The sequence below is a fragment of the Streptomyces sp. NPDC008092 genome (assembly GCF_042957285.1).
Taxonomy (GTDB): Bacteria; Actinomycetota; Actinomycetes; order Streptomycetales; family Streptomycetaceae; genus Streptomyces.
In genome coordinates this window covers 67473-83155 of the sequence record NZ_JBIBHY010000011.1, presented here as the reverse complement: position 1 = coordinate 83155, position 15683 = coordinate 67473, and the positions used below count along the sequence as shown (strand labels likewise).

Annotated in this window: 17 protein-coding genes; all 17 read left to right on the top strand. The window is 69.0% G+C overall.

Annotated features, from left to right (window positions below; all coding sequences use genetic code 11):
* Positions 1–176: 176 nt before the first annotated feature.
* Positions 177–401, top strand: a complete 225-nt coding sequence (gene rpmE / locus ACFZB3_RS32365; protein WP_030049623.1) for a 50S ribosomal protein L31 — start codon at positions 177–179, stop codon at positions 399–401.
* 113 nt (positions 402–514) lie between these two features.
* Positions 515–1591 carry a peptide chain release factor 1 gene (prfA, locus tag ACFZB3_RS32360; protein WP_391381639.1) on the top strand — a complete coding sequence of 359 codons (1077 nt, stop codon included), beginning with the start codon at positions 515–517 and terminating at the stop codon, positions 1589–1591.
* Between the two features lie 51 nt (positions 1592–1642).
* Positions 1643–2488: a peptide chain release factor N(5)-glutamine methyltransferase gene (gene prmC, locus ACFZB3_RS32355; protein ID WP_093499067.1), complete on the top strand. Its 846-nt coding sequence runs from the start codon at positions 1643–1645 to the stop codon at positions 2486–2488.
* 76 nt (positions 2489–2564) lie between these two features.
* The gene (locus tag ACFZB3_RS32350; RefSeq protein ID WP_189268510.1) at positions 2565–3212 is read left to right on the top strand and encodes an L-threonylcarbamoyladenylate synthase; all 648 of its coding nucleotides are present in this window, start codon (positions 2565–2567) and stop codon (positions 3210–3212) included.
* On the top strand, positions 3209–3892 hold the full coding sequence (locus ACFZB3_RS32345) for a protein-tyrosine-phosphatase (protein WP_093499065.1): 684 nt from the start codon (positions 3209–3211) through the stop codon (positions 3890–3892). Before ACFZB3_RS32350 ends, ACFZB3_RS32345 begins: the two co-directional genes overlap by 4 nt.
* A gap of 201 nt (positions 3893–4093) precedes the next feature.
* A complete protein-coding gene (gene glyA, locus ACFZB3_RS32340) occupies positions 4094–5338 on the top strand; it encodes a serine hydroxymethyltransferase (RefSeq protein ID WP_391381635.1) in 1245 nt (414 codons plus the stop codon).
* A 150-nt stretch (positions 5339–5488) separates the two neighbouring features.
* Positions 5489–6964, top strand: a complete 1476-nt coding sequence (locus tag ACFZB3_RS32335; protein ID WP_391381632.1) for an MraY family glycosyltransferase — start codon at positions 5489–5491, stop codon at positions 6962–6964.
* 302 nt (positions 6965–7266) lie between these two features.
* Entirely contained in the window at positions 7267–7698 is a 432-nt protein-coding gene (locus ACFZB3_RS32330; RefSeq protein ID WP_391381630.1) for a TspO/MBR family protein, read from the top strand.
* Positions 7699–7908: 210 nt separating this feature from the next.
* Positions 7909–8745, top strand: coding sequence for a F0F1 ATP synthase subunit A (atpB, locus tag ACFZB3_RS32325; RefSeq protein ID WP_391381628.1), 837 nt, complete (start codon positions 7909–7911; stop codon positions 8743–8745).
* 76 nt (positions 8746–8821) lie between these two features.
* Entirely contained in the window at positions 8822–9070 is a 249-nt protein-coding gene (locus ACFZB3_RS32320) for a F0F1 ATP synthase subunit C (RefSeq protein WP_067003022.1), read from the top strand.
* A 37-nt stretch (positions 9071–9107) separates the two neighbouring features.
* A complete protein-coding gene (locus tag ACFZB3_RS32315; RefSeq protein ID WP_133025280.1) occupies positions 9108–9653 on the top strand; it encodes a F0F1 ATP synthase subunit B in 546 nt (181 codons plus the stop codon).
* Positions 9650–10465, top strand: coding sequence for a F0F1 ATP synthase subunit delta (locus tag ACFZB3_RS32310; protein WP_391381625.1), 816 nt, complete (start codon positions 9650–9652; stop codon positions 10463–10465). The genes ACFZB3_RS32315 and ACFZB3_RS32310 overlap by 4 nt, the downstream gene beginning before the upstream one ends.
* A 134-nt stretch (positions 10466–10599) precedes the next feature.
* A complete protein-coding gene (atpA, locus tag ACFZB3_RS32305; RefSeq protein ID WP_189268502.1) occupies positions 10600–12189 on the top strand; it encodes a F0F1 ATP synthase subunit alpha in 1590 nt (529 codons plus the stop codon).
* 21 nt (positions 12190–12210) lie between these two features.
* Positions 12211–13131: a F0F1 ATP synthase subunit gamma gene (locus ACFZB3_RS32300; protein WP_391381622.1), complete on the top strand. Its 921-nt coding sequence runs from the start codon at positions 12211–12213 to the stop codon at positions 13129–13131.
* On the top strand, positions 13131–14567 hold the full coding sequence (atpD, locus tag ACFZB3_RS32295; RefSeq protein WP_189268500.1) for a F0F1 ATP synthase subunit beta: 1437 nt from the start codon (positions 13131–13133) through the stop codon (positions 14565–14567). Before ACFZB3_RS32300 ends, atpD begins: the two co-directional genes overlap by 1 nt.
* Positions 14568–14701: 134 nt before the next feature.
* The gene (locus ACFZB3_RS32290; protein ID WP_181805896.1) at positions 14702–15076 is read left to right on the top strand and encodes a F0F1 ATP synthase subunit epsilon; all 375 of its coding nucleotides are present in this window, start codon (positions 14702–14704) and stop codon (positions 15074–15076) included.
* A 130-nt stretch (positions 15077–15206) separates the two neighbouring features.
* Positions 15207–15653, top strand: coding sequence for a DUF2550 domain-containing protein (locus tag ACFZB3_RS32285; RefSeq protein ID WP_388926919.1), 447 nt, complete (start codon positions 15207–15209; stop codon positions 15651–15653).
* Positions 15654–15683: the final 30 nt, after the last annotated feature.

The window sequence follows — 15683 nt, the reverse complement described above, 5'->3', positions numbered from 1 at the left end:
GCGAGACCGTGGCACCGCCCTGGGCGCGACCGTCCCCCCCACTCCCGGAATAAAGATCAAAGCCCCCCGGTTTTGGGAGATACGGCCAGCCCTGGCAGACTGGTACGTCGGCCCCGGTTCACGCCCCGCAAGCCCGCGGTGGCGACCCGGTGCCCTCCCGAAATCTAGGAGACACCTTGAAGCGCGAGATCCACCCCGAGTACGTCGAGACGCAGGTCAGCTGCACCTGTGGCGCGTCGTTCACCACCCGTAGCACGATCACCAGCGGCACCATCCGTGCCGAGGTCTGCTCCGAGTGCCACCCGTTCTACACGGGCAAGCAGAAGATCCTCGACACCGGTGGCCGTGTGGCCCGCTTCGAGGCCCGCTTCGGCAAGGCTGCCGCCGGCTCCAAGAAGTAGCGAGCCCCATTTCGCCGGTCCACGGCCACGTCCCTGCGGGGGCGTGCCCGGGACCGGCGTTTTTGGTCGCCCGCCTTTCCTTCCCCACGCCGTAGCAGTATCAGGAGCCAAAAATGTTCGAGGCCGTCGAGGAACTCGTCGTCGAGCACGCAGACCTGGAGAAGAAGCTCGCCGATCCGTCGGTCCACGCCGACCAGGCCAACGCGCGCAAGCTGAACAAGCGCTACGCCGAACTCACCCCGATCGTCGCCACGTTCCGTTCCTGGAAGCAGACCGGCGACGACATCGAGACCGCGCGTGAACTGGCCGCCGACGACCCCGACTTCGCCGCCGAGGTCAAGGAGCTGGACAAGCAGCGCGACGAACTCACCGAGAAGCTGCGCCTTCTGCTCGTCCCCCGGGACCCGTCCGACGACAAGGACGTCATCCTGGAGATCAAGGCTGGCGCCGGCGGCGACGAGTCCGCCCTCTTCGCCGGTGATCTGCTGCGCATGTACCTGCGGTACGCCGAGCGCGTCGGCTGGAAGGCCGAGATCATCGACTCCACCGAGTCCGAGCTCGGCGGCTACAAGGACGTCCAGGTCGCCGTGAAGACCAAGGGCGGCAACGGCGCGACCGAGCCCGGTCAGGGCGTCTGGGCGCGGCTCAAGTACGAGGGGGGCGTGCACCGCGTGCAGCGCGTGCCGGCCACCGAGTCGCAGGGCCGTATTCACACTTCTGCCGCCGGTGTCCTGGTCACGCCGGAGGCGGAGGAGGTCGACGTCGAGATCAACCCGAACGACCTCCGGATCGACGTCTACCGGTCCTCCGGGCCCGGCGGACAGTCCGTCAACACCACCGACTCCGCCGTGCGCATCACGCACATCCCCACCGGAGTCGTCGCCTCCTGCCAGAACGAGAAGAGCCAGCTGCAGAACAAGGAGCAGGCCTTGCGTATCCTGCGCTCCAGGCTGCTCGCCGCGGCGCAGGAGGAGGCGGAGAAGGAGGCCGCCGACGCCCGCCGCAGCCAGGTCCGCACCGTCGACCGCTCCGAGAAGATCCGCACGTACAACTTCCCGGAGAATCGCATCTCGGACCACCGCGTGGGCTTCAAGGCGTACAACCTGGACCAGGTCCTGGACGGCGACCTCGACGCGGTGATCCAGGCCTGCGTCGACGCGGACTCGGCCGCCAAGCTCGCGGCCGCGTAAGGCACGTACGCAGCACGTACGCACGTACGAGTTACAACACGGAGGACCAGCGTGAACCTGCTGCTCGCGGAGGTGGCCCAGGCCACCCAGCGGCTGGCCGACGCCGGCGTGCCCTCGCCGCGCAACGACGCGGAGGAGCTCGCCGCGTTCGTGCACGGCGTGAAGCGGGGCGCGCTGCACTCCGTCAAGGACTCGGACTTCGACGCCCGCTACTGGGAGGTCATCGCCCGCCGGGAGCAGCGCGAGCCGCTCCAGCACATCACCGGGCGGGCGTATTTCCGGTACCTCGAACTCCAGGTGGGGCCCGGCGTGTTCGTGCCGCGGCCGGAGACCGAGTCGGTGGTCGGCTGGGCCATAGACGCGGTGCGCGCCATGGACGTGGTCGAGCCCCGGATCGTCGACCTGTGCACCGGTTCCGGCGCGATCGCGCTCGCCCTCGCCCAGGAGGTGCCGCGCTCGCGCGTGCACGCCGTGGAGCTGTCCGAGGAGGCGCTCCAGTGGACCCGCAAGAACATGGCGGGCTCCCGGGTCGACCTGCGCCAGGGCGACGCCCTGGACGCCTTCCACGACCTCGACGGCCATGTCGACCTGGTCATCTCGAACCCTCCGTACATCCCGCTCACGGAGTGGGAGTACGTCGCCCCCGAAGCCCGTGACTACGACCCGGAGCTGGCCCTGTTCTCCGGCGAGGACGGCCTGGACCTGATCCGGGGCATCGAACGCACCGCGCACCGGCTGCTGCGCCCCGGCGGTGTCGTCGTCATCGAGCACGCCGACACCCAGGGCGGCCAGGTGCCGTGGATCTTCACCGAGGAGCGGGGCTGGGCCGACGCGGCCGACCACCCGGACCTCAACAGGCGCCCCCGCTTCGCGACCGCCCGCAAGGCGCTGCCGTGAGCACCCCGCAGGCAGTGTTTCCCGAAGTCCAGATGTACCTGGTCCAGATGTACCTGTACGAGGAGGCCCGCTAGACATGGCACGGCGATACGACACCAACGACGCGACCGACCGCGTGACGGGTCTGCGCGAGGCCGCGTCCGCCGTCCGCCGGGGCGAACTGGTGGTGCTGCCGACCGACACGGTGTACGGCATCGGCGCCGACGCGTTCACCTCGGAGGCGGTCGCCGACCTCCTCGACGCCAAGGGCCGGGGCCGCAACATGCCCACCCCCGTGCTGATCGGGTCCCCGAACACGCTCCACGGCCTCGTCACGGACTTCTCCGAGCTGGCCTGGGAGCTGGTCGACGCGTTCTGGCCGGGCGCGCTCACCCTGGTCGCCAGGCACCAGCCGTCCCTGCAGTGGGACCTGGGCGACACCCGTGGCACGGTCGCCGTCCGCATGCCCCTGCACCCGGTCGCCATCGAGCTGCTGACCGAGGTCGGCCCGATGGCGGTCTCCTCCGCCAACCTCACCGGACACCCCTCCCCGGAGACCTGTGACGCCGCGCAGGAGATGCTCGGCGACTCCGTCTCCGTGTACCTCGACGGCGGTCCGACCCCCGGCAACGTCCCCTCGTCGATCGTCGACGTCACCCGCGAAGTTCCGTTGCTGCTGCGCGCGGGCGCGATCTCGGCGGAGGAGCTGCGGAAGGTCGTACCCGACCTTGAGGTGGCGAATTGACAGCCCCTGACGCGGGGCGTGGCATAGGCAACGGGGAAAGCGCGGCGGAGATCACGACGACGTTCGTGGGGCTGCCGCGCGACAGCTTCCGCATCCTCCACGTCAGCACCGGCAACGTGTGCCGCTCGCCGATCACCGAGCGGCTGACCCGTCATCTCGTGACGGACCGGCTCGGCGCCTTCCTCGGCGGCGGGCTGGTCGTGGAGAGCGCGGGTACCTGGGGCCATGAGGGCGCGCCCATGGAGGCCAACGCGGAGGCCGTCCTCGCCGACTTCGGCGCGGACGCCTCCGGCTTCGTGGGCCGCGAGCTGCTCGACGAGCACGTGATCCGGGCCGACCTGGTCCTGACCGCCACCCGTGACCACCGCGCCCAGGTCATCTCCATGGGCCACTCGGCGGGCCTGCGCACCTTCACGCTGAAGGAGTTCACCCGGCTGGTCCGCGCGATAGACCCGGCGACGCTGCCGCCGACGTCGGAAGGCGTGGTCGTCCGGGCGCGTGCGCTGGTCCGTGCGGCGGCGGCCCTCCGCGGCTGGCTCCTGGCCCCCACGGCCGAGGCGGACGAGGTCTACGACCCCTACGGCGCCCCGCTGCCGTTCTTCCAGTCCATCGGCGACGAGATACACGAGGCACTGGACCCGGTGGTCACGGCGCTGACCGGGGTCCCGGCGCGGATGTAGGTCCGCGCACGGCGAAGCGCCCCGTGAGGGGCGCGGGGAACTGCGCGAGGAACCCGTACGCACCCGCGGCCGCGCGACCGGCCGCATCCACCCCTCCGGTAGCGAGAACCCCGGAACCACGGTCGTATGCGTAAACCGCGCGACCACCCCATACCGGGCCTACATTGGACATACGTCACCGTCGACCGCCCGGAGCCCGTCATGTCGGTCACCCCTGCCCTCCTCGAGGGCGATCTGCTACGGCGGCAGGACCCGGAACTGGCGGAGATCCTGCTCGGAGAGCTTGCCCGGCAGTCGACGTCGTTGCAGCTGATCGCCGCCGAGAACTTCACCTCGCCGGCCGTGCTGGCCGCCCTGGGGTCGCCGCTCGCCAACAAGTACGCCGAGGGGTATCCGGGCGCCCGGCACCACGGCGGCTGCGAGATCGTGGACGTCGCCGAGCGGCTCGCCGTCGACCGGGCCAAGGCGCTGTTCGGCGCCGCGCACGCCAATGTGCAGTCCCACTCGGGGTCGTCCGCCGTGCTGGCCGCGTATGCCGCGCTGCTGCGGCCCGGGGACACCGTGCTGGCCCTGGGGCTGCCCTACGGCGGTCATCTCACGCACGGCTCGCCGGCCAACTTCTCCGGGCGCTGGTTCGACTTCGTCGGGTACGGGGTGGATGCCGAGAGCGGGTTCATCGACTACGACCAGGTGCGGGCGCTGGCCCGCAGCCATCGGCCCAAGGCGATCGTGTGCGGGTCCATCGCCTACCCCCGGCACATCGACTACGCCTTCTTCCGCGAGGTCGCCGACGAGGTGGGCGCGTATCTGATCGCCGACGCCGCCCATCCCATCGGGCTCGTCGCCGGGGGAGCGGCGCCGAACCCGGTGCCGTACGCCGACGTCGTCTGCGCGACCACGCACAAGGTGCTGCGCGGGCCGCGCGGCGGGATGCTGCTGTGCGGTGCGCCGGAGCTGGCCGAGCGCCTCGACCGGGCCGTGTTCCCGTTCACCCAGGGTGGCGCGCAGATGAACTCCATCGCGGCGAAGGCGGTCGCGTTCGGCGAGGCGGCAACACCGGCGTTCACCGCGTACGCCCATCAGGTGGTCGCCAATGCGAGGGTTCTCGCGGCCGGGCTGGCGCAGGCGGGGCTGGCCGTCACGACCGGGGGCACGGACACGCATCTGATCACCCTCGACACCGCGCCGCTCGGCGTCGAGGGGAAGGCCGCCCGGGGGCGGCTCGCGGCCGCCGGGATCGTGCTGGACTGCTGTGCCCTGCCGCACGGCGACGCGCGGGGGCTGCGGCTGGGCACCGCCGCCGTCACCACGCAGGGCATGGGGGAGGCCGAGATGTCCCGGATCGCGGCGTTGCTGGCGGGCGTGGTGAGCGGAGTCACGGAGGCGGGGAGGGTGCGTGACGAGGTGCGTGAGCTCACCGGTAGATTTCCGCCGTATCCCGGGTGAGACGGGGTAGGCGCAGCGTCGGTGCACCCGTCGTACGCCCGGCTCACAGCCTTGCGTGCAACCATCGTCGCTACCCGGAAGTCCCCATACATATGCGTCCCTCGCTAGGGTGTGGGGCTGTGATGGCCAGCGAGACATGTGGGGAAGCCTGTGCGTGAATACCTGCTGACGCTCTGCATCACGGCCGCGGTGACGTACCTGCTGACAGGGCCGGTACGGAAGTTCGCGATCGTGGCGGGGGCCATGCCGGAGATCCGGGCACGTGACGTGCACCGGGAGCCCACTCCGCGGCTCGGCGGGATCGCGATGTTCTTCGGCCTGTGCGCGGGGCTGCTGGTCGCCGACCACATGTCCAACCTCAACGAGGTCTTCGAGAAGTCGAACGAGCCGCGGGCGCTGCTCTCCGGCGCGGCCCTGATCTGGCTGATCGGCGTGCTCGACGACAAGTTCGAGATCGACGCGCTGATCAAGCTGGGCGGTCAGATGATCGCCGCGGGCGTCATGGTCATGCAGGGTCTGACGATCCTGTGGCTGCCCATCCCGGGCGTCGGCACGGTGGCCCTGACCCCGTGGCAGGGCACCCTGCTGACGGTGGCGCTGGTGGTCATCACGATCAACGCGGTGAACTTCGTCGACGGCCTGGACGGCCTGGCCTCCGGCATGGTGTGCATCGCGGCCGCGGCGTTCTTCATGTACGCCTACCGGATCTGGTACTCGTACGGCATCGAGGCCGCCGCCCCGGCCACCCTGTTCTCGGCGATCCTCATGGGCATGTGCCTGGGCTTCCTGCCGCACAACATGCACCCGGCGCGGATCTTCATGGGCGACTCCGGGTCGATGCTGATCGGCCTGGTGCTGGCGGCCGGCGCGATCTCGGTCACCGGCCAGGTGGACCCGGACGCGATGAAGCTGTTCGCCGGGTCCGAGCGCAACACCGTCCACCAGATGGTGCCGGTCTACATCCCGCTGCTGCTGCCGCTGACCATCATCGCGGTGCCGGCCGCCGACCTGGTGCTGGCGATCGTGCGGCGCACCTGGCGCGGCCAGTCGCCGTTCGCGGCGGACCGGGGGCACCTGCACCACCGGCTCCTGGAGATCGGCCACTCGCACAGCCGGGCCGTGCTGATCATGTACTTCTGGTCGGCGCTGATCGGCTTCGGCGCGCTCGCCTACTCGGTGAACTCGGCGTCCATGTGGATCGTGCTCGGCGTGGTCTTCCTCAGCGCGGTCGGCCTGGGGCTGCTCCTGCTGCCGCGGTTCACCCCGCGTGCCCCGCTGTGGGCGCAGGGCTTCGTGCCGCCCCGCTACCGGCGCCGCGGAGCGCTCCAGCCGGCGGAGGAGCCGGCGGTGGCGGGTCTCCAGGTCGCGGTGTCCGTCGCCCCGGGGGAGCCGGGGGAGCCGGAGGAACCGGAGGAGCAGGAGAAGCCGAGCGACGAGCACCGCTCCCCGGTGACCGCGGGAGCGGCCTCGGTGAAGGGCTCGGCGACGGCCTCGTTGAACGGCTCGGCGACGGCCAACGGTTCGGCCCCGGTCAACGGCTCGGCCGCGGCCTCGGTCAACGGTGCGACCGCCATCGGACCCCGTTCCCGCTTCCTGGACCGGCGGGCCTCCGAGACCTCCCGCTGACCCTGCCAAGGTAAGAATCTGACTAGAGCATTGCCAAGTCGTGGGGGACCAAAGACCCCCAATACCAGACACAACGGCCTGGTATTCGCTCAGACGCGCAGGTTCACTCTCATGTGTGACAGCGAGCACACCTACCAGGTAAAGACCTCATCAAATAGTTTGTGATACGGTTCACGAGAACCCCGGACAGAGTCGAAGGACCCGACTGCGACGGTCCGTCAGCGTGAGGTCTTCGACCCTCCGACCGGGACTACGCTCGTCCATGACGACACCTGCCCCCCTGTGAAAGCGGAGTTGCCGCCATGCCGTCCAATGACGCCCGGATCCTGGCCCAGGCCGCCGTACCCACGGCCGCCGTCGGCGTGCTCGCAGCCGTCGTCAGCGGCGTGATCGCGGGCGGCAAGGGGGCGATCGGGGCGGTCGTCGGCACGGTGATCGTGATCCTCTTCATGGGGATCGGTCTCTACGTCCTGCAGCGCACGGCCAAATCCATGCCGCAGCTCTTCCAGATGATGGGCCTGATGCTCTACGCGGCCCAGCTTCTGCTGCTGTTCATCTTCATGGCCATGTTCAAGAACACGACGCTGTTCAACCCCCGGGCCTTCGCCATCGCGCTCGTGGTCGCCACCCTCACGTGGATCGCGGCACAGACCCGCGCCCACATGAAGGCCAAGATCCTCTACGTCGAACCCGACAAGGCCGACAAGGCCGAGAAGACCGGGCATTCCTCGTGAGAGGTAGGGCCGGGATAAAGGCGCACGAGAGATGCTGCTATCGTCCGGTGCCAACTGCGGCATCGCGGGCGCGGGCATCTGAGCTGACGCCTGCTCAATCGCGAGGCGAGATGCCCCCCAGCCGCCCCCACATCCGTAACACCAGTCCCGTGCCGAACCGCGGCCCTGCGCCGCGCCGACACAACGAGGTTGCCGTATCCATGCGCCACGATGAAGGAGCCCGCGGTGAGTGCTGACCCGACGCAGACGCTCGCTTTCGACACGAGCTGTCACCTGTTCGACGGGTGTGGCTTCCCGGCTCCGGGCCTGCACTCGTTCCTGTTCAAGCCGCTCTTCGGCGACGCGGACAGCAACCTGTACTTCAACAAGACGATGCTGCTGGCGCTGCTCGGGTCGATCATCATCGTGGGCTTCTTCTGGGCCGCCTTCGCCCGCCCGAAGGTCGTCCCGGGCAAGCTCCAGATGATCGCCGAGTCCGGCTACGACTTCGTCCGGCGCGGTGTCGTCTACGAGACCATCGGCAAGAAGGAAGGCGAGAAGTACGTTCCGTTCGTCGTCTCGCTCTTCTTCTTCGTCTGGATGATGAACCTCTGGTCGATCATCCCGCTCGCCCAGTTCCCGGTCACCGCGATCATCTCGTACCCCGCGGTCCTGGCCGCCCTGGTCTACATCACCTGGGTCTCGCTGACCTTCAAGCGGCACGGCTTCGTCGGCGCCTTCAAGAACTTCACCGGCTACGACAAGTCGCTCGGTGCGGTCCTTCCGCTGTCGATGACGATCGAACTCTTCTCGAACCTGCTCGTACGGCCCTTCACCCACGCCGTCCGACTCTTCGCGAACATGTTCGCCGGCCACACCCTGCTGCTGCTCTTCACGATCGCCAGCTGGTACATGCTGAACGGCATCGGTATCGCCTACTCCGCCGTGTCGTTCGTGATGGTCATCGTGATGACCGCCTTCGAACTCTTCATCCAGGCTGTTCAGGCCTACGTCTTCGTACTGCTGACCTGCAGCTTCATCCAGGGCGCGCTCGCCGAGTCCCACTGAGCGCCAACCCGCCCCACCACCCATGGCATCCGGTGGCCAACCCCCACCGGTCATTGAAAGAGAAGGAAGAACCGGCATGTCCGTTCTGCACGAGACCCTGGCCGCTGTCCAGATCAAGGGCAACCTCGGCTCCATCGGTTACGGCCTCGCCGCGATCGGCCCGGGCGTCGGCGTCGGCATCATCTTCGGTAACGGCACGCAGGCCCTCGCCCGTCAGCCCGAGGCGGCCGGCCTGATCCGCGCCAACCAGATCCTCGGCTTCGCCTTCTGTGAGGCGCTCGCCCTGATCGGTCTGGTCATGCCGTTCGTCTACCCGGCCTCCTGACCCGACCGTCGCGCACCAATAGACGAAAGGCACTGATATGAGCCCCCTGGTTCAGCTCGCGGCTGAGGAGGCCGAAAACCCCCTCATCCCGCCGATCCCAGAGCTCGTCATCGGCCTCATCGCCTTCGTCATCGTCTTCGGCTTCCTTGCCAAGAAGCTCCTTCCGAACATCAACAAGGTTCTGGAGCAGCGCCGCGAGGCGATCGAGGGCGGTATCGAGAAGGCCGAGGCCGCGCAGACCGAGGCCCAGAGCGTCCTTGAGCAGTACAAGGCGCAGCTGGCCGAGGCCCGGCACGAGGCCGCGCGCCTGCGCCAGGAGGCTCAGGAGCAGGGCGCCGCGCTCATCGCCGAGATGCGCGCCGAGGGCCAGCGGCAGCGTGAGGAGATCGTCGCCGCCGGTCACGCCCAGATCGAGGCCGACCGCAAGTCCGCCGCGCAGGCGCTGCGTCAGGACGTCGGCCACCTGGCCACCGACCTGGCCGGCAAGCTCGTCGGCGAGTCCCTTGAGGACCACGCCCGGCAGAGCCGTGTGATCGACCGCTTCCTCGACGAGCTTGAGGAGAAGGCCGAGGCGGCCCGATGAACGGAGCGAGCCGCGAGGCCCTGGCAGCCGCACGCGAGCGTCTCGACGCGCTGACGGACTCCACGTCCGTGGACGCGACGCGGCTCGCCGACGAGCTGGCGGCCGTCACCGCGCTGCTCGACCGCGAGGGCGGCCTGCGCCGGGTCCTCACCGACCCGGCACAGGCCGGCGAGGCCAAGGCCGAGCTGGTCCGGCGCCTCATCGGCGGCCAGGTCTCCGAGACCACCGCCGACCTGGTGTCAGGCCTGGTCCGGTCCCGCTGGTCGCAGCCCCGCGACCTGGTGGACGCGCTGGAGGAGCTGGCGAACACCGCCGACCTCACGGCCGCGGAGAAGTCCGGCACGCTGGACGACGCCGAGGACGAGCTGTTCCGCTTCGGCCGGATCGTCTCCTCCAGCACCGGGCTGCGCGCCGCGCTGACCGACCGCAAGGCCACCGTCGCCGCGAAGACCGAGCTGCTGCACCGCCTGCTCGGCGGCCGCGCCAAGCCGGTCACCGAGCGTCTGGTCACGCGCCTTGTGACCGTGCCGCGGGGACGTAGCCTGGAAGCGGGCCTGGAGGCCCTGTCCAAGCTGGCCGCGGAGCGTCGCAGCCGGGTCGTCGCCGTCGTCACCTCGGCGGTGCCGCTGAGCGAGCCGCAGAAGCAGCGCCTGGGCGCCGCCCTCGCGAAGCTCTACGGCCGCACGATGCACCTCAACCTCGACGTCGACCCGCAGGTCGTCGGCGGGATCCGGGTGCAGGTCGGTGACGAGCTCATCAACGGCTCGATCGCGGACCGGCTGGAGGACGCGGCCCGCCGCATGGCGAGCTAGCACCCCGGTAGTCGAGAACAAGCAGTACGTACTCACGACGGCCCTGGTTGGGCCGTACAAGAAGAATCCCTGGGGGTCGCCCCCAGACCCCCCAAGTGAAACTTCGGGCCCAACAAGGAGAGCAGGGAACCCAGATGGCGGAGCTCACGATCCGGCCGGAGGAGATCCGGGACGCGCTGGAGAACTTCGTCCAGTCGTACAAGCCGGACGCGGCCTCGCGCGAGGAGGTCGGTACGGTCACCCTTGCCGGCGACGGCATCGCGAAGGTCGAGGGCCTCCCCTCGGCCATGGCCAACGAACTGCTGAAGTTCGAGGACGGCACCCTCGGCCTCGCGCTGAACCTGGAAGAGCGCGAGATCGGCGCCATCGTCCTCGGCGAGTTCAGCGGCATCGAGGAGGGGCAGCCGGTGCAGCGCACCGGTGAGGTCCTCTCCGTCGCGGTCGGCGAGGGCTACCTCGGCCGCGTCGTCGACCCGCTCGGCAACCCGATCGACGGCCTCGGCGAGATCGAGACGTCCGGCCGCCGCGCCCTGGAGCTGCAGGCTCCCGGCGTCATGGCCCGTAAGTCGGTGCACGAGCCGATGGAGACCGGTTACAAGGCCGTCGACGCCATGACCCCGGTCGGCCGCGGCCAGCGCCAGCTGATCATCGGTGACCGCCAGACCGGCAAGACCGCCCTGGCCGTCGACACGATCATCAACCAGCGCGACAACTGGCGCTCGGGCGACCCGAAGAAGCAGGTCCGCTGCGTCTACGTCGCCATCGGCCAGAAGGGCTCGACCATCGCCTCCGTGCGTGGCGCCCTGGAAGAGGCCGGCGCGCTTGAGTACACGACCATCGTCGCCGCCCCGGCGTCCGACCCGGCCGGCTTCAAGTACCTGGCGCCGTACACCGGCTCGGCCATCGGCCAGCACTGGATGTACGACGGCAAGCACGTCCTCATCATCTTCGACGACCTCTCGAAGCAGGCCGACGCCTACCGCGCCGTCTCCCTGCTGCTGCGCCGCCCGCCGGGCCGTGAGGCCTACCCGGGTGACGTCTTCTACCTGCACTCCCGTCTGCTGGAGCGCTGCGCGAAGCTCTCCGACGAGATGGGTGCCGGCTCGATGACCGGTCTGCCGATCGTCGAGACCAAGGCCAACGACGTCTCGGCGTTCATCCCGACCAACGTCATCTCCATCACCGACGGCCAGTGCTTCCTGGAGTCGGACCTGTTCAACGCCGGTCAGCGCCCCGCGCTGAACGTCGGTATCTCCGTCTCCCGAGTCGGCGGTTCCGCGCAGCACAAGGCGATGAAGCAGGTCTCCGGCCGTCTGCGTCTGGACCTGGCCCAGTACCGCGAGCTGGAGGCGTTCGCCGCCTTCGGTTCCGACCTGGACGCCGCGTCGAAGTCGCAGCTGGAACGTGGTCAGCGTCTGGTCGAGCTGCTCAAGCAGGCTCAGTACCAGCCGATGTCGACCGAGGACCAGGTCGTCTCCGTGTGGGCCGGCACCACCGGCAAGATGGACGACGTCCCGGTCACCGACATCCGCCGCTTCGAGAAGGAGCTCCTGGAGTACCTGCACCGCAAGGAGCAGGGCCTCATGACCTCCATCAAGGAGGGCGGCAAGATGTCGGACGACACCCTCACCGCTGTTGCCGACGCCATCGCCGACTTCAAGAAGCAGTTCGAGACCTCGGACGGCAAGCTTCTCGGCGAGGACGTCCCGGCCGCGGCCAAGTGACGTAAGGAAGGGACCTGACTCATGGGAGCCCAGCTCCGGGTCTACAAGCGTCGCATCCGATCCGTCACCGCGACCAAGAAGATCACCAAGGCGATGGAGATGATCGCCGCCTCGCGTGTCGTCAAGGCGCAGCGCAAGGTGCGGGCCTCCGCGCCGTACGCGACCGAGCTCACCCGCGCGGTCACGGCGGTCGGTACCGGGTCGAACACCAAGCACCCCCTGACCACCGAGGCGGAGACCCCGACCCGTTCCGCGGTGCTGCTCCTCACGAGCGACCGCGGTCTGGCCGGTGCCTTCAACTCCAACGCCATCAAGGCCGCCGAGCAGCTGACGGCGCGCCTTGAGGCGGAGGGCAAGGAGGTCGACACGTACATCGTCGGCCGCCGCGGTCTGGCCCACTACAACTTCCGCGAGCGCAAGGTCGTGGAGTCGTGGGCGGGCTTCACCGACGAGCCCTCGTACGCGGACGCCAAGAAGGTCGCGGCACCGCTGATCGAGGCCATCGAGACGGACACGGCGGACGGCGGGGTGGACGAACTCCACATCGTCTACACGGAGTTCGTGTCGATGATGACGCAGACGGCGCTCGACGACCGGCTGCTGCCGCTCAGCCTCGACGAGGTCGCGGAGGAGGGCGCCGCCAAGGGCGACGAGATCCTTCCGCTCTACGACTTCGAGCCCTCGGCGGAGGACGTCCTCGACGCCCTGCTGCCGCGCTACGTGGAGAGCCGTATCTACAACGCGCTGCTCCAGTCGGCGGCTTCGAAGCACGCTGCCACGCGGCGCGCGATGAAGTCGGCCACCGACAACGCGGGCGAGCTGATCAACACGCTCTCCCGTCTTGCCAACGCGGCCCGCCAGGCCGAAATCACCCAGGAAATCAGCGAGATCGTCGGTGGCGCCAGCGCCCTGGCCGACGCGACCGCGGGGAGTGACCGCTAATGACCACCACTGTTGAGACCGCGACGGCCACGGGCCGCGTCGCCCGGGTCATCGGCCCGGTCGTCGACGTGGAGTTCCCCGTCGACGCGATGCCGGACATCTACAACGCCCTTCACGTCGAGGTGGCCGACCCGGCCAACGCCGGCGAGAAGAAGACGCTGACCCTGGAGGTCGCCCAGCACCTGGGTGACGGCCTGGTCCGCACCATCTCCATGCAGCCCACCGACGGTCTGGTCCGCCAGGCCCCGGTCACCGACACCGGCGACGGCATCACCGTCCCGGTCGGCGACTTCACCAAGGGCAAGGTGTTCAACACCCTCGGTGAGGTGCTGAACGTCGACGAGCAGTACGAGGGCGAGCGCTGGTCCATCCACCGCAAGGCCCCGAACTTCGACGAGCTCGAGTCGAAGACCGAGATGTTCGAGACCGGCGTCAAGGTCATCGACCTGCTCACCCCGTACGTCAAGGGTGGCAAGATCGGTCTGTTCGGCGGTGCCGGCGTCGGCAAGACGGTGCTCATCCAGGAGATGATCTACCGCGTCGCCAACAACCACGACGGTGTCTCCGTGTTCGCCGGTGTCGGCGAGCGCACCCGTGAGGGCAACGACCTCATCGAGGAGATGGCCGACTCGGGCGTCATCGACAAGACCGCCCTGGTCTTCGGCCAGATGGACGAGCCCCCGGGCACCCGTCTGCGCGTCGCGCTGGCCGGCCTCACCATGGCCGAGTACTTCCGTGACGTCCAGAAGCAGGACGTGCTGTTCTTCATCGACAACATCTTCCGCTTCACGCAGGCCGGTTCCGAGGTCTCGACCCTGCTCGGCCGCATGCCCTCCGCGGTGGGCTACCAGCCGAACCTGGCCGACGAGATGGGTCTCCTCCAGGAGCGCATCACCTCGACCCGTGGTCACTCGATCACCTCGATGCAGGCGATCTACGTCCCCGCGGACGACCTGACCGACCCGGCCCCGGCCACCACCTTCGCCCACCTCGACGCGACGACGGTGCTCTCCCGTCCGATCTCGGAGAAGGGCATCTACCCGGCCGTGGACCCGCTGGACTCCACGTCCCGGATCCTGGACCCGCGCTACATCGCGGCGGACCACTACAACACCGCCATGCGCGTGAAGACGGTCCTCCAGAAGTACAAGGACCTCCAGGACATCATCGCGATCCTCGGTATCGACGAGCTGGGCGAGGAGGACAAGCTCACCGTCCACCGTGCCCGTCGCGTGGAGCGCTTCCTGTCCCAGAACACCCACGTCGCCAAGCAGTTCACCGGCGTCGACGGGTCGGACGTCCCGCTGGACGAGTCGATCGCCGCGTTCAACGCGATCATCGACGGCGAGTACGACCACTTCCCGGAGCAGGCGTTCTTCCTGTGCGGTGGCATCGAGGACCTGAAGGCCAACGCCAAGGAGCTGGGCGTCTCCTGAACCCCGTGAGTTCTCCGGAACTCATTGTGTTCTTCGTGTGAGGGGGCGGGCGCGTCCCGCCCCCTCACTCACGCCTACTAGAATTGACCCCAACACCCGGCGCCCCTGCCGGGTGGTGACCCGAGGAGCCACCCTTGGCTGCTGAGCTGCACGTCGAGCTCGTCGCCGCGGACCGCCAGGTCTGGTCCGGCGAGGCCACCCTGGTCGTCGCGCGCACCACGTCCGGCGACATCGGCGTCATGCCCGGTCACCAGCCGCTGCTCGGTGTGCTGGAGTCGGGCCCGGTGACCATCCGTACGAGTGATGGTGGAACGGTCGTCGCCGCGGTGCACGGCGGTTTCATCTCGTTCGCGGACAACAAGCTCTCGCTGCTGGCCGAGACCGCCGAGCTGTCGGACGAGATCGACGTCCAGCGCGAGGAGCGCGAGCTGGAGCGCGCGAAGGCGGAGGGCGACGCCACCGCCGAGCGGCGCGCCGACGTCCGTCTGCGGGCGGCGACCGCGCGCTGACACACTGCACGTATGCGTTGACGTAACTCAGCCGCGGCTGGGACCGGAGCCACTCCGGTCCCAGCCGCGGCTGAGGTAGATCTGGGTCTTTTTACGTTCCATTACCTAAGAGACGAGGAGGTCGGTGCCGATGGTCCTCGCTCTGACTGTGGCCGGAATCGTGGTCGCGCTGGTGGTGGTGGGACTCTTCCTGTTCGGCCTGCGCCGCAGACTGATCCAGCGCTCCGGCGGCACCTTCGACTGTTCGCTGCGCTGGGACGTCCCCGAGAAGACCGACACCAGCGGCAAGGGCTGGAGCTACGGCGTCGCCCGCTACAACGGCGACAGCGTCGAGTGGTACCGCGTCTTCTCCTACGCCTACCGCCCCCGCCGGGTCCTGGAACGCGACCGGATCGAGGTGGCCGGCCGCCGCCTCCCCGAGGGCGAGGAGGAACTGGCCCTCCTCTCCGACGCCGTCATCCTCGCCTGCACCCACCGCGGTACCCGCCTCGAACTCGCCATGAGCGAGGACGCGTTGACGGGCTTCCTCGCCTGGCTGGAGGCGGCCCCGCCCGGGCAACGGGTAAATGTCGCCTGATTCCTTGCCCGTTGAATGGGGGTGCCCCCG

Bases quoted from the DNA above. Each gene is read 5' to 3' on its own strand.
- ACFZB3_RS32315 (WP_133025280.1), top strand. From the start codon at position 9,108: ATGAGCCCCCTGGTTCAGCTCGCGGCTGAGGAGGCCGAAAACCCCCTC.
- atpD (WP_189268500.1), top strand. From the start codon at position 13,131: ATGACCACCACTGTTGAGACCGCGACGGCCACGGGCCGCGTCGCCCGG.
- ACFZB3_RS32350 (WP_189268510.1), top strand. From the start codon at position 2,565: ATGGCACGGCGATACGACACCAACGACGCGACCGACCGCGTGACGGGT.
- ACFZB3_RS32285 (WP_388926919.1), top strand. From the start codon at position 15,207: ATGGTCCTCGCTCTGACTGTGGCCGGAATCGTGGTCGCGCTGGTGGTG.
- ACFZB3_RS32320 (WP_067003022.1), top strand. From the start codon at position 8,822: ATGTCCGTTCTGCACGAGACCCTGGCCGCTGTCCAGATCAAGGGCAAC.
- prfA (WP_391381639.1), top strand. From the start codon at position 515: ATGTTCGAGGCCGTCGAGGAACTCGTCGTCGAGCACGCAGACCTGGAG.
- atpA (WP_189268502.1), top strand. From the start codon at position 10,600: ATGGCGGAGCTCACGATCCGGCCGGAGGAGATCCGGGACGCGCTGGAG.
- ACFZB3_RS32330 (WP_391381630.1), top strand. From the start codon at position 7,267: ATGCCGTCCAATGACGCCCGGATCCTGGCCCAGGCCGCCGTACCCACG.
- glyA (WP_391381635.1), top strand. From the start codon at position 4,094: ATGTCGGTCACCCCTGCCCTCCTCGAGGGCGATCTGCTACGGCGGCAG.
- atpB (WP_391381628.1), top strand. From the start codon at position 7,909: ATGAAGGAGCCCGCGGTGAGTGCTGACCCGACGCAGACGCTCGCTTTC.
- ACFZB3_RS32300 (WP_391381622.1), top strand. From the start codon at position 12,211: ATGGGAGCCCAGCTCCGGGTCTACAAGCGTCGCATCCGATCCGTCACC.
- ACFZB3_RS32310 (WP_391381625.1), top strand. From the start codon at position 9,650: ATGAACGGAGCGAGCCGCGAGGCCCTGGCAGCCGCACGCGAGCGTCTC.